Raw genomic sequence first — 14048 nt, 5'->3', positions numbered from 1 at the left:
CGGTAAACACACACTGAACGCGCACAGGTGCCAGGCATGAAAGTCCTGATTGTCGAAGACGAACACAAGGTAGTGGATTACTTGCGCTCGGGGTTGACCGAGCAAGGCTGGGTCGTCGATGTCGCCATGGACGGCGAGGAAGGCACGCATCTCGCCATCGAATACGACTACGACGTGATCGTGCTCGACGTAATGCTGCCGCGCCGCGACGGCTTCGCCGTGCTGAAGGCGCTGCGTCTGCAGAAGTCGACGCCCGTCATCATGCTCACGGCGCGCGATCACATCAACGATCGCGTGCGCGGTCTGCGCGAAGGCGCGGACGACTATCTGACCAAGCCGTTCTCCTTTCTCGAACTCGTCGAGCGGTTGCATGCGCTCGCCCGCCGCACGCGCGCACAGGAATCGACGCTCATTTCCGTGGGCGATCTGTACGTCGATCTGATCGGCCGCCGCGCCACCCGCGACGGCGTGCGGCTCGATCTCACCGCGAAGGAGTTTCAACTGCTCTCCGTGCTCGCGCGCCGCCACGGCGACATTCTCTCGAAGACGGCGATCACCGAACTCGTCTGGGAAGTCGATTTCGAAAGCCATACCAACGTCGTCGAAACGGCCATCAAACGTCTGCGCGCGAAACTGGACGGACCGTTCCGCACGAAGCTGCTGCATACCGTGCGTGGCATGGGCTATGTGCTCGAAGTGCGCGAAGCCCGCGACATGCGCGAAACACGAGAAGACGCGAGACCATCATGAACACGCCGTGGGCTTCGTTGCCGCAAGGGCCGCGTGCGCAGCGTTCCATATCGCGGCGCCTCGCGGTCATGTTCGCGCTCGTCGCGCTGTTCGTGTTCGCGCTCGTCGGCTCGGGGCTGTTCCTCGTGTTGCGCGTGCAACTCGAACAGCATCTGCGCGACTCGCTCGACAATCGCGCGGAAGTGGCGCGGCTCATCGTCACGCACGTGTCGAATCCGGACAAATGGAAGATCGCGAAGGAGAAGCTCGCAGACATCACGCCGCGCGACGGCTCCACGCTGTTTGCCGTGTCCAGCAGCGATCCGCGCTTCGAATACGGCACGCCGCCCTCCGGACACATCGTCAAGCGCGTGATGGGCGGCTATGCGCTCGTGCGCCCTGACGACCGCGCCTACGACATGCTGATGAGCACGCTGACAATTCCGCCCAACGCCGATCGTCCGCCGCTGCAATTGTTCGTCGCGATCGATTGTTCGCCCAACGTCCATACGATGCGCGCTTTCGGTCTCGCACTCGCCGCGTTGATGGCGCTCGCAACGGTCGCCGTGCTGCTTCTGAGCTATTCGGTGGCGCGGCTCGGTCTCGCGCCGCTCACACGCCTCACGCGCGACGCGCAGAAGCTGAGTCCGAACAATCGTTCGCAACGTCTCAACACGCGCTCTTTGCCGATGGAACTCGAAGACCTCGCGAAGTCCTTCAACGGCGCGCTTGAACGGCTCGATCACGCCTATGGACGCCTCGAATCGTTCAATGCCGATGTCGCGCATGAACTGCGCACGCCCGTCACCATCCTGATCGGTCAGACGGAAGTCGCATTGACGCGCGACCGTTCCATCGACGAATTGCGTCATACGCTGCAATCGAATCTCGAAGAGTTCGAACGCGTGCGCGCGATCATCAACGACATGCTGTTTCTCGCGCGCGCCGATCAGGGCGAGCGCGCAACCGGTCTGGTTGAAGTGTCGCTCGCGGCGGAAATTGCCCGCACGCTGGAGTTTCTGGAGATTCCGCTGGAGGAAGCACACGTCGATGCAGTCGCGAGCGGCGATGCGCGCGCCTTCGTCAACACATCGCTATTCGGCCGCGCGCTGTCCAATCTCGTCATGAACGCGATTCAGCATTGCGCGCCCGGCGCGACGATCTCGGTCTCGATCTCGCGCGAGCATGGACGTATTCGCATCTCCGTGGCCAATCCCGGCGCGCCGATTCAGCCGCAAGTCATGCAGCATCTGTTCGACCGTTTCTATCGCGCGGAGAGTTCGCGCACGAACAGCCGCGAGAATCACGGCCTGGGCCTGGCCATCGTGAAGGCGGTCGCGGAAATGCATCGAGGCACTGTGTCCGCGACGAGCGAGCACGGCATCAACACGTTCTCGTTTTCGGTCGCGCGCTTCGGGAATGAATCGCGGGCACCGAACGATGTATCTTTGCCGGTGCCGCCGGTCGTCGAGACGAAATCGGCGGCAACATGAGCGAGCGTTCGAACGCTCACGCTCACTGACAGAAGTATTCGTCCGATGCAGCGACCGGCGCGTCGGCCGTTGCCGGTTTGAAATGACTGTACTTGCGATACGTCTTGCCGTTGACCGTCACGGACTCGGCCGCCTCGGTCTCGCCCGAGCCCGATGCAATGGCGCTGCTATGCGCCTCGACCTGGCCGTTGCTCCACGCGCTTGCACGCGCGAACGAGCCGTCTTTCGACGTATCCGTTTTGCTTTGCGCGGATATCTGCGTCGTCACGGGATTGCCGAAACGCTTCGTATCCACCGATGATTCCGGGGCCTTGTAGCCCCACTTCGACGTGAGCGCGCTCATGTCGATTTCCTGCGGCTTCCATCCGATCACTTTCGTGCCGATAGCAAGCGGCGACAACTCCACCGCGACGATCTGCGTGCCGCGCCGCGCGACCAGCAAGCACTTGCCGCCCGACGTCTGCAGTGGCACGTAGCCGCTCGAAGGCAACAGGGCGAGCGCCTGAGCGTTGGGCATGGCCTGCACGCCGGCCGGGTTCGCGGCCCAGATTACGCCTGCGCTCGTGTCGGCGCGTGCGCTCGTCGGCATCATCGCGACCAGGGCACTCGTCGCAAGCGCGATGGCTGCCGCTTTCATCTGACTCTTCATCGCATGCCTCAGCGGGAAAACAAGGGTTGACTCTCCGGGACCATAGACAACCGAGTCAACCCTTAAAAGGGAGAGACGGCCCCAACGACGAGGCGCGTCTCCTCTGCTCCGTGGCGCCACTCTGCCACGGATCACGGCGTGTCACTTCATCATCGAGACTTCGATCTTTTCGCCGATGGGCGCGCTCGCCACATCGACGTCATCCGCTTGCTCGGACACGCGTGCTGCGACCGGAGCCGCGACCGGCTCGGCGGCGGGAGCCGGCTGCGCGATCTGCTTCGCGGCCACCGGCGCCGGCTGCTTCACTTCCGGCGCTTCCTGCGACTTGAGCTTGACGTCGGGATTGTTCGCGGCGGTGACCGGCAGGCCGAGACGCGCGCGCACGAGCGGATCGCGGTACTTCTCGTCGTCCGACAGCACCGCGCCCTCGCCCGACTTCGCGAGCGGCGTGGTCGTGCCCGGGCACAGATGGCCGGTCGCTTCGACTGCACGGCGGTTCGCATCGCTCTGGCAAAGCAGCGCGAGCGCGACATCGGTCAGGCCCATTGCGCGGAATTCGCGGGCATCGAGACGGCGCACGCAAGCCTGATCGACCATGGTCGTGCCGCCCGTCGCGCCGAAACCGGTGATCGAGAGGCCGAAGCTCGCCGAGCCCATGCAGGTGTCGGAGAGCGTCGTGGTGAGCGCAGGCGCGGCGATCGACGGCGTCGTGCGCACCGAGTACGAGCTTTGGTTGTAGTCGACGGTCGTGCGCGTGTCGAAGGCGCTGGAGCCGGGCGTCGAGGCCTTGCCGGTCGCATCCGCGCCGGTCGATGCGGTTCCGGTGGTGCCGCTGGCGCCGGTGCTCGATGCCATCGTCGAGGCTGCGCTGGAGTTCGAGTTCGTCAGCGATGGCATCGTCAGCGAGATGTTCACGTTCGACGAGCCGCCCATGGCCGATGAACGGCCGCCTGTCGCCGACGAGCGGCCGCCCGTGGCCGACGAATTGCCGCCGTTGGCCGTCGCGACGCCGAGCCCGCCCACCGACGATGAATTGGAACTCGTGTTGGCCGTCGAGTTAGCCGACGTGCCGATGTTGTTCAGGCTCGAGCCGCCGCCCTGACCGATGCCGGTGGAGGTCGACCCCGAGATCGAGCCCGATGAGGAATTGGCCGCGGTATCGGCGTGGGCAAGTTGCGCGGCGCAAAACAGAACCGCACATGCCAGTTGCAAAGTGGTCTTGTTCATTTTGGTTCTCCGGAAGGAAAGGGGAAAGCCTTGGTGCATGGCGATCCCGGAGCACGACTTAGAATTTTTATTGATTGCGATATGGGTTGCGGCAAAGGCTGCGTCCTGCAAACACGCGGCTCGTCACGACGCCGCCCCTGCCGTGGCTCACAGGCCGTCTTAACGCCAGCCGCCGCCGAGCTTGCTCCAGGCATTCGCTGCAGCGTCCGCGCCGGACGTACCGCCTGCTTGCGACGTGCCGTGGCCGAAGCCGCCGACCGTCGACGTGTTGGTGTGGCTCGTCGTGGCGTTCGTGTAGTTGCCCGTCACGCCGAAGCCGCTGCCGGCGATCGATTGCGCGTTGCCGTTGGCGGTACCACGGTCGGTCGCGGTGAAGTGGCCGAAGCCCGAGACGGAAGCCGAGGTCGAGCCGCCCGAGGTCGAGCTCGAGGAAGAGTTCGTGGTCGTGGCCATGGCGGCGACGGAGACGAACGAGAGCAGTGCGGCAGCGATCAGAGTGCGTTTCATGATTTGCATTCCTTATCGATCAAGTAAGTTTGAATTCTCTTTTTTAACCAGCCAAACGATGACGACTACGGCCGAGGAAAGCGAACGTGCGTTGCGGCGCTGCTCGCCATCCTTCGCCGCGTGGCTTAACGCCAGCCGCCGCCGAGCTTGCTCCAGGCGTTCGCAGCGGCATCCGCACCCGACACGCCCGTTGCCGACGAACCGCCGAAGCCCTTGCCGCCCACCGACGAGTTGTTGATGTGACCGGTCGTTGCGTTGGTCGTGTTGCCCGTCACGCCGAAGCCCGAGCCTGCCGTCGCCGACGCGTTGCCGTTCGAGAGGCCCGCGTTGGTCGCCGTGAAGGAACCGAAGCCGTAGACGGCTGCGGCGGTGTTGCCGCCCGACGTCGAGCTGGAGCTGGAGCTCGTGCCCGTTGCGAAGGCTGCTGCGGAAACGAGCGAGAGGATGGCTGCTGCGATCAGTTTGCGTTGCATGATGAGGTCTCCATTGGTAGGCGCACGGTTATATCCGGCTACATCGACGCCGATATGTAGCAGGCACAGCAATTCGTTTTTTATTCGCAGTCCTATTTCAATCGACTACCTTTCTTTCGCCTCGGAGAACCGGAACGAATGTCAGGGAGCGAGTGAGCGGAATGCGTGCCGGCGTGGGCCAGCGTTCAGATACGGTATGAAGCCATCACGCCGCATGCTTCGATGCAACGAAGCCGCCGTTCGTGACCCTTCAGATCGATGTTTGAGTGAGACGGGTTGTCGATTCCCGTCGAACGGAACATGGCGCGCAGGCCTTCCGCTTTTTTGATGTGCTTTGCGTTCGTCTTCATCGCAATCCCCGTATCATCTTTTCGATGATGTTCTCAGGCGTTTTCGTATTTGCTGAGTGCCTGTGTTTTGTGGTGACTGTACGGAAGATGAACCGGGTCAAGCGTGGGAGAGCCAACATTCGATCTCACGTCGCGCCAGATCGTGAGAAATTGAGTTGGACAGCACTCATATGATAGGCGCAGAAGCCCGCAAACGCTCTGTTTTCGCGGGTTTCCACGGATGCGCCGTGATGGTGCGCGGCGGGTGCGCGCGTTTTACGTGCGGCAGACCACGTAATTCAAACCGTGCTCAGACGCGCCATTTCCGTTTCGACGATGAGCTTCTTCAACTCTGGCACGCACGACCCGCAGTTGCCGCCCGCCTTCAGACACGACGTGATTTCCGCCGCGTTTTTGAGGCCCTTGTCGCGGATCGCATTGCAGATGGTATTGCGCCCGACGCCGAAGCACGAACACACCGTAGGTCCCGTGTCCTCGCCCTTGCCCATCGGCTGGCCGAGCAGCAGGCTTATGCGATCCTCTTCGTCGAGGCGGTCCTTCTCGAAGAGACTCGCGAGCCACGCGCGCGCGGGCAGATCGGGACGCTCGGAAATGAACACGCAGCTTTCGATGCGATCATCGATCACATGCGCCGCGCGATACACGCCCGCGCTCTTGTCCTCGTATTCGATCCAGTCGGCGTGTTGATCGTCGATACGAAAGAGCGTGCGCGCCCAGTCGCGATGATCGCCATTCGAGGCATCGAAACGATTGCGGCCCGCCATCTCATAGCGCACGAAGCGCGCGCCGTGCACGCGCGTCCAGTGCGTGACCATGTCGAGATCGGGCGCGCTGCGGGACAACGAAAAGCCATGCCACGTCACGTGAAATTTTTCGATTGAAACGGGCGTGTGCTTGAATTCGGGCTCGCCTGAAACCGGATCGACGACCGGGTTCACCACTGCGCCGACGCGTGCATCGGAGGCGACCTGATCGTTCCAGTGGATCGGCACGAATACGCTGCCGCGCGGCATGCCGCCGCCGTGCTGCACGCGCGCCACCATCGAGCCCCAGCGGCTCGCCACGCGCGCGAGTTCGCCTTCGCGCACGCCGCATGCGAGCGCGTCCTGCGGATGCATGTCGATGAACGATTCGCCGATATGCCCCGCGAGCTTCGCGGAGCGGCCCGTGCGTGTCATCGTGTGCCATTGGTCGCGCACGCGGCCCGTATTGAGCACGAGCGGATAGTCTTCGTCGGGCGCGTTCTTCGGTGCGCGCGGCGCCGTTGCGATGAAGCGCGCGCGGCCGTCCGCGTGACTGAAGCGGCGATCTTCGAAGAGACGCACAACGCCCTGTCCGTCCGGCGCAAACAGCGGCCATTGCACGGGCTGCAACGCATCGTAGCGTGCGCGGTCCATGCCGATCAAACCGCTCACATTGAACGCGCGATGCACGCCCGTCGCGGCATCGTTGCGATACGCGCTCAGACGCGCGTGCTCATCGAAAATCTCTTGTGGTCCCGCGAATGAGAAGCCATCGAATCCCATGCGCCGCGCCACATCGCAGATGATGCGCCAGTCCGCGCGCGCCTTGCCCGGCGCCGGAATGAAAGCACGTTGACGCGAGATGCGCCGCTCCGAGTTCGTCACCGTGCCGTCTTTCTCGCCCCAGCCGAGCGCGGGCAGCAACACATCGGCGAATGCGTTCGTGTCCGTCTTCTCGATGATGTCCGAACTCACGACCAGTTCGCACATGTCGAGCGCACGCTTCAAGCGATCGCTGTCGGGCAGGCTCACGACCGGATTCGTGCCCATGATCCACACGGCTTTCACGCGGCCACTTTCGATGGCATCGAACAATTCGACCGCCTTCAGCCCGGCGCGTTGCGCAATAGCCGGCGAGTTCCAGAACGTCTGCACGATCTCGCCGTGCAGCGGATCGCCGAACTCCAGATGCGCCGCCAACGTATTCGCGAGGCCGCCCACTTCGCGGCCGCCCATTGCGTTCGGCTGTCCGGTGAACGAGAACGGCCCCATGCCCGGCTTGCCGATGCGCCCTGTCAGCAGATGGCAATTGATGATGGCGTTGACCTTGTCCGTGCCCGCGCTCGATTGATTCACGCCTTGCGAGTACACCGTCACGACACGCTCGGTGCGCGCGAACAGACGATAAAACGCCATGAGGTCATGTTGATCGATCTTGCAGTCTTTCGCCGTCTGCGCGAGGTCCGCGGGACCGGCGGCGGCGAGCGCGGCGTCGAAGCCATGTGTGTGTGCATCGACGAAAGCGGCATCGGTTGCGCCGTGTTCGGCGAGGAACGCGAGCAGGCCGTTAAACAGCCGCACGTCGGTGCCCGGCTTGAGCGGCAAATGCAGATCGGCCATTTCGCACGTCGCGGTATAGCGCGGATCGATCACGACGATCTTCATCTCCGGCCGCTTCTCCTTCATCTTGACGATGCGTTGAAAGAGAATCGGATGACACCACGCGGTGTTCGAGCCAACAAGCACGACCAGGTCCGCGAGTTCGAGGTCTTCATAGTTCATCGGCACGAGGTCTTCGCCGAACGCACGCTTGTGCCCCGCCACGGACGACGACATGCACAGCCGCGAGTTCGTATCGATGTTCGCGCTGCCGATGTAACCCTTCATCAGCTTGTTGGCGACGTAATAGTCCTCGGTGAGCAGTTGCCCCGACACGTAGAACGCGACCGCATCCGGTCCATGTTGCGCGATGATGCGCGCGAAGCCGCTCGCGACCGTGCCTACGGCGTCGTCCCATGAAACGTCGGTGAGCAAGCCCGTATTTCTGTCGCGCAGTTTCGGCGCAAGCAGGCGTCCTTCGAGTCCCACCGTTTCACCGAGCGCCGAGCCCTTCACGCACAGACGCCCGAAATTCGACGGATGCGTCTCGTCGCCCGCGATCGTGACTTCGGTCGCGCTCGCAGGCGTCGCGTCCACGCCGCAGCCGACGCCGCAATACGGGCACGTTGTCTTAACCGTTGCAGATTGAATCGGGATGATGGGCATGCTCACGTTCGAAGTCTCTCTTGCTGATGCTTCATGCTGATCCGTTCGCTTCGCACAGCGCGCGGCCGAAGAGAAGCCTGTTGCGCAGATGCGCGACGTCGGTGCGGTTCTGGATAAGGTCGAAGTACCAGCCGCCGTCCTTCACGTCGCCGTAAAGCACCGCGCCGATCACGCGGCCCGCTTGCAGCACGAGACGCTTGTAGACGCCGCGGCGAGGATCGCGCAGCACGAGGTCCTCGCTGTCGTCATCGCCGATGAAATCGCCTGCGGAATAGAGGTCCACGCCCGTTACCTTGAGCTTGGTCGCGGTCGCGCGCTGCACGTAGCGGCGATGCCCCGCGCCCGCGAGATGCGCGCCCGCCACGCGCGCCTGATCCCAGATCGGCGCGACAAGACCGAATGTCGCCGAACGATGCTGCACGCATTCGCCCACCGCATAGACGCGCGGATCGAAGGTCTGCAGCGTGTCGTCGACGACGATCGCGCGCTCGCAATGCAAACCCGACGCCTGAGCCAGCGCGATGTTCGGCCGCACGCCCGCCGTCATCACGACGAGGTCCGCGTCGATCTGCGTGCCATCGGCGAAGCGCACCGCACGCACGCGGTCGTCGCCGATGATCGCGCTCGTCTGCGCGGCCATCGCAAAACGAAGACCAATCGCTTCGAGCGAACGCTTGAGCAAAGCCGACGCGCTGGCATCGAGTTGACGATCCATCAGGCTTTCGCTCGCATGCACCACCGTCACCGACATGCCCTGCCGCTGCAAGCCGTTGGCCGCCTCCAGCCCAAGCAGTCCGCCGCCGATGATCACCGCATGACGATGATCGCGTGCGGCATCGAGCATGATCTCGACGTCCTGGATGTCGCGAAACGCGATCACGCCGGGAAGATCGCAACCCGGCACCGGAATGATGAACGGCTTCGAGCCGGTCGCGATCAACAGACGGTCATAGCGCACCTCGACGCCCTTTTGCGAGCGCACGATACGCTTCGCGCGATCGATCGCAGTCACGGCATCGCCCGCATGCAGCGTGATGCCGTTGGCGTCGTACCAATCGCGCGTGTTGAGAATGATGTCGTCGACGCTCTTCTCTCCCGCGAGCACCGGCGAGAGCAGGATACGGTTGTAGTTGCCGTACGGCTCCGCGCCGAACACGGTAATGTCGTAAAGCTCGGGCGCGATCTTCAGCAGTTCCTCGACCGTGCGCATGCCCGCCATGCCGTTGCCGATGACGACCAGACGCTGACGCGCTTTCGCTTCATTCAGCGAGGCGAGACCCGCAACCGCATATTCGGTTTTCATGCGGCGATCCACACCTTGCCGCCCGCCACTTTCACGCGATAGGCGCTGACGGAAAGCTCGGGCGCTTCGAGGCATTCGCCGGTGCGCAAGTCGAAGTGCTGCTTGTAGATAGGCGATGCAACCACGACACGCTCGCCGAGACTGCCGACGATGCCCCGCGAAAGCACCGCTGCTTGCGAATGCGGATCGTAGTTGTCGATTGCATAGACGCTCGCTTCGTCGTCGCCGGCGAGATGGAACACCGCGACCTGCGTGCCCTTCACGAGCGCGCAGACGCCGGTATCCGGCACGATGTCGTCGAGTTCGCAAACGGCGGTCCAGTCCTGTTCGATGCGGTCGTTCATGATGATCTCCTTGAGTGCCGATGAATCAGACGGTTTCGATGACAACAGGAATCCCGGCGAGCTTCAACTTGCGCTCTTCAGGCGTCGCGGGACGAATCTGGCCGCGCTCCTCGACGAATGTCACGTTCGCATCGCCCTCGTCGCTGTTCACGAAGTGGCGGAAGCGCTTGCGCGTTTGCGGATCGGTGACGGCCTTCTTCCATTCGTCTTCGTAGGTATCGACCACGAGCTGCATCTCCGATTCGAGTTCGGCGGCAATGTCGAGCTTGTCGTTGATCACCACATCGATCAGATAATCGAGACCGCCTTCGAGGTTGTCGCGCCAGACGCTCGTGCGTTGCAGACGGTCGGCCGTCCGCACGTAGAACATCAGGAAGCGATCGATATAACGCACGAGCGTTGCGTGATCGAGATCCGACGCGAGCAATTCCGCATGACGCGGCTTCATGCCGCCGTTGCCGCAGACATAGAGATTCCAGCCCTTTTCAGTCGCGATCACGCCGATGTCCTTGCCTTGCGCTTCGGCGCATTCGCGCGTGCAGCCCGACACGCCGAACTTGATCTTGTGCGGTGTGCGCAGACCCTTGTAGCGGTTCTCAAGCTCGATCGCGAGGCCGACCGAATCGCCGACGCCATAGCGGCACCACGTCGAACCGACGCACGACTTCACCGTGCGCAACGCCTTGCCATAGGCATGGCCCGACTCGAAGCCCGCGGCGATCAACTCTTCCCAGATGAACGGCAACTGCTCGACGCGCGCACCGAACATATCGACGCGTTGCCCGCCTGTGATCTTCGTATAGAGGCCGTACTTCTTCGCGACCTGACCAACGGCGATCAGACCATCGGGCGTCACTTCGCCGCCCGGCATGCGCGGCACGACGGAATACGTGCCGTCGCGCTGAATGTTGGCGAGGTAGTAGTCGTTCGAATCCTGCAGGCTCGCGTGCTCCGTCTTCAGCACGAACTCGTTCCAGCACGAAGCGAGAATGCTCGCGACGACAGGCTTGCAGATATCGCAGCCGCGTCCCTTGCCGTGCTTCGCGAGCATCGATGCAAACGTGCGGTGCCCTTCTACGCGCGCGATGTGATACAGCTCCTGACGCGAATAAGCGAAGTGCTCGCAGAGATGATTGTTGACGGCCATGCCCTGCCGCTTCATCTCCGACTTCATGACTTGTGTCACGAGCGGCACGCAGCCGCCGCACGTCGCGCCCGCCTTGCACGATGACTTGATCGCGCCGATGCTCGTTGCGCCTGCGCACACCGCCGCGCAGATTTCGGCCTTGCTCACGTTGTTGCACGAGCAGATCTGCGCGGCATCGGGCAACGCTTCGACGCCGAGTGCGGGCTTCGCCCGGCCATCGCTCGAAGGCAGGATCAGGAATTCGGGCGCGTCGGGCAACTCGATCTTGTTGAGCATCATCTGCAACAGCGTGCCGTATTCGCTCGCATCGCCGATCATCACCGCGCCGTGCAGAAACTTGCCGCAATCGGATACGACAAGCTTCTTGTAGACCTGCTTGCGCTCGTCGCTGTATTGATACGTGCGGCTGCCCGGCGTCTTGCCGTGCGCATCGCCGATACTCGCCACGTCCACGCCCATCAGCTTGAGCTTGGTGCTCATGTCCGCGCCCGCGAACGCGGCTTCGATACCGGCGATCTGTTTCGCGACGATGCGCGCCATGTCATAACCCGGCGCAACAAGACCGAACAACTGGCCTTGCCACAGCGCGCATTCGCCGATCGCATAGATATCGGCATCGCTCGTGCGGCAAGCGTCGTCGATCATGATGCCGCCGCGTGCGCCGATCTCGAGACCCGCTGCACGCGCGATGTCGTCGCGCGGACGGATGCCTGCGGAAAACACGATCATGTCGGTGTCGAGATGCGTGTCGTCGGCGAAGTTCATGCGGTTCGCCGCATCCGCACCGTCCACGATCGCAAGCGTGTTCTTGCCGGTATGCACAGTCACGCCGAGTTCTTCGATCTTGCCGCGCAGCATGCGGCCGCCGCCTTCATCGACTTGCACCGCCATCAGGCGCGGCGCGAATTCGACCACGTGCGTCTCAAGCCCCATGTCGCGCAACGCCTTTGCCGCTTCGAGACCGAGCAAGCCGCCGCCGACCACCGTGCCCGTCTTCGAGCGCGCGCCGCATGCCTGCATCGCTTCGAGATCCTCGATCGTGCGATACACGAAGCAGCCATCGCGATCGCGTCCTTCGACCGGCGGCACGAACGGATACGAACCGGTCGCGAGCACGAGTTTGTCGTAAGCGAGCACGTCGCCGTTTGATGCCGTGACGGTGCGCGCCGCACGATCGATCGCAACCGCGCGTGCATTGAGCTTGAGCACATAGCCCGACTGCTCGAAGAAGCCTTCCTGGACGAGCGAGAGATCGTCCGCCGACTTGCCCGAAAAGAACTCGGTCAGATGCACGCGATCGTAGGCCGCGCGCGGTTCTTCGCAGAGCACGGTCACGTCGAGTGCGTCGTGGCCGCTCTCGGCGAGACATTCGAGGAACTTGTGGCCGACCATGCCGTGGCCGATGACGACGATTTTCATGACGGGGACCCTTTTCAATTCTCAGATGCTTAGTTGGCGATGCCGCTGTTGACGGCCAGTGCGCTTTCGCGCAACGCGGCTTCGCGCGCTTTGTGTTCCGGCGAGAAGCGCACGGCGAGCGCGCAGAGCGCGGTGCCCGCGACGATCACGCCGAGCATCGACAACGTTGCTTGCGCGCTGCCTAAGCCTTTCATCAGGAAGCCCGCCGCGACGGCGCCGACATTGCCGCCCGCGCCGATCACGCCCGCCACGCCGCCGAGCGCCTTTCGATCGATGAACGGAACCAGCGCGTAGGTCGCGCCGCACGCCATGTGCGTGAAGAGGCCGAATGCGAGCATCGAGATGACGGCGAGCGCGGCGCTCGGCGCATGCGCGAACGCATACAGACCGATGCCTTCGCCCGCGATCAGCGCGAACAACAAGGTCGCGCGAATGTCGAGGCCGCGGCGGGCGGCCGCCTTGTCCGAGAGCCAGCCGCCGAGTGCGCGCGCGAACAGCGCCAGCAGGCCGAAGCTGCCCGCCGCCATGCCTGCCTGAGCGAGCGTGAACTGAAAGCGATCGACGTAATACACCGCCGCCATATTGTGGATGAACACTTCCACGCCGAAGCACGCGCCGTAGGTCACGAAGAGCATCCACACGCGATAGTTCGAGCACGCGGCGAGGAAGCTCTGCCATCCGCCTTTCTTGCCGCCGTCGATCGCGATGCCCGCGCGGCGTAGCGTCGAGAAATCGCCTTGCGGGCAGTCCTGCGTATAGCGCCAGTAGAAGTACGCCATCACCGGCATCGCGATGCCCGGCACGATCAGCGCGATGCGCCATGCCGATGCAGCGCCCGCGCCGAGTGCGATCGCCGCCGCGACGAGCAGCGGCACGATCGCCTGCGCCGCGCCCGCACCCGCGTTGCCCCAGCCAGCGGTCGTCGCGTTCGCGGTGCCGACGACGTTCGGCGCGAACATCACCGACGTGTGGTACTGCGTGATGACGAAGCTCGCGCCGATCGCACCGATCGCGAGACGGCACCACAGAAAGCTGTCGTAGCCCGTGGAAAGTGCCGCACCGAGCACGGGCACCGCGCCCGCGAGCAGCAGCACGCTATACACCTTGCGCGGGCCGAAGCGGTCGCACATCGGACCGACGACGAGGCGCACGAGAATCGTCACCGCCACGGCCGCGATGTTGATGTTGGCGACCTGATCCGCGCTAAGTCCGTATTCGCGCTTGATGAGCGGCATCAGCGGCGCGCAGGCGAACCACGCGAAGAAGCACACGAAGAACGCCATCCACGTGAGATGGAAGGCGCGCATCGGCGCCGTGCGCATGCTGAAAAGATCGATCCGGGTGGCTTTGTCCATCGCTGTGTCGTTCCTGTGATCGCCAAAAAAGAAAGGCGTCCCGC

Annotated in this window: 11 protein-coding genes; 2 read left to right on the top strand and 9 right to left on the bottom strand. The window is 63.4% G+C overall.

What is annotated here, in order from left to right; all coding sequences use genetic code 11:
* Nucleotides 1-36: 36 nt before the first annotated feature.
* Together BRPE64_RS16570 and BRPE64_RS16565 are read left to right on the top strand one after the other, a co-directional pair.
* Entirely contained in the window at nucleotides 37-750 is a 714-nt protein-coding gene (locus BRPE64_RS16570) for a heavy metal response regulator transcription factor (protein WP_016354628.1), read from the top strand.
* Nucleotides 747-2222, top strand: a complete 1476-nt coding sequence (locus BRPE64_RS16565; RefSeq protein ID WP_016354627.1) for a heavy metal sensor histidine kinase — start codon at nucleotides 747-749, stop codon at nucleotides 2220-2222. The genes BRPE64_RS16570 and BRPE64_RS16565 overlap by 4 nt, the downstream gene beginning before the upstream one ends.
* 22 nt (nucleotides 2223-2244) lie before the next feature.
* On the opposite strand, the gene BRPE64_RS16560 is transcribed toward BRPE64_RS16565, so the two are convergent.
* From BRPE64_RS16560 to BRPE64_RS16520, 9 genes are all read right to left on the bottom strand, one after another.
* Nucleotides 2245-2859 (bottom strand): hypothetical protein, encoded by a 615-nt coding sequence (locus BRPE64_RS16560; RefSeq protein WP_232519256.1) that lies wholly within the window; start codon nucleotides 2857-2859, stop codon nucleotides 2245-2247.
* A 153-nt stretch (nucleotides 2860-3012) separates the two neighbouring features.
* Entirely contained in the window at nucleotides 3013-4098 is a 1086-nt protein-coding gene (locus tag BRPE64_RS16555; RefSeq protein WP_016354625.1) for a hypothetical protein, read from the bottom strand.
* A 159-nt stretch (nucleotides 4099-4257) separates the two neighbouring features.
* Nucleotides 4258-4605, bottom strand: coding sequence for a hypothetical protein (locus BRPE64_RS16550; RefSeq protein ID WP_044042713.1), 348 nt, complete (start codon nucleotides 4603-4605; stop codon nucleotides 4258-4260).
* 125 nt (nucleotides 4606-4730) lie between these two features.
* Nucleotides 4731-5078, bottom strand: coding sequence for a hypothetical protein (locus BRPE64_RS16545; RefSeq protein WP_016354623.1), 348 nt, complete (start codon nucleotides 5076-5078; stop codon nucleotides 4731-4733).
* Nucleotides 5079-5706: 628 nt separating this feature from the next.
* Complete coding sequence (locus tag BRPE64_RS16540) at nucleotides 5707-8436, bottom strand: nitrate reductase (protein WP_016354621.1); 2730 nt, start codon at nucleotides 8434-8436, stop codon at nucleotides 5707-5709.
* A gap of 31 nt (nucleotides 8437-8467) precedes the next feature.
* Nucleotides 8468-9739, bottom strand: a complete 1272-nt coding sequence (locus BRPE64_RS16535; protein ID WP_084675784.1) for an NAD(P)/FAD-dependent oxidoreductase — start codon at nucleotides 9737-9739, stop codon at nucleotides 8468-8470.
* Nucleotides 9736-10083: a nitrite reductase small subunit NirD gene (gene nirD, locus BRPE64_RS16530; protein WP_016354619.1), complete on the bottom strand. Its 348-nt coding sequence runs from the start codon at nucleotides 10081-10083 to the stop codon at nucleotides 9736-9738. Before nirD ends, BRPE64_RS16535 begins: the two co-directional genes overlap by 4 nt.
* 25 nt (nucleotides 10084-10108) lie before the next feature.
* Complete coding sequence (nirB, locus tag BRPE64_RS16525; RefSeq protein WP_016354618.1) at nucleotides 10109-12649, bottom strand: nitrite reductase large subunit NirB; 2541 nt, start codon at nucleotides 12647-12649, stop codon at nucleotides 10109-10111.
* 29 nt (nucleotides 12650-12678) lie between these two features.
* Entirely contained in the window at nucleotides 12679-14004 is a 1326-nt protein-coding gene (locus tag BRPE64_RS16520) for an MFS transporter (protein ID WP_044042319.1), read from the bottom strand.
* Nucleotides 14005-14048: the final 44 nt, after the last annotated feature.

The sequence above is a fragment of the Caballeronia insecticola genome (genome assembly GCF_000402035.1).
GTDB lineage: Bacteria > Pseudomonadota > Gammaproteobacteria > Burkholderiales > Burkholderiaceae > Caballeronia > Caballeronia insecticola.
Note: the sequence above shows the minus strand (reverse complement) of the source record. Positions and strands in the feature narration are given on the sequence as shown.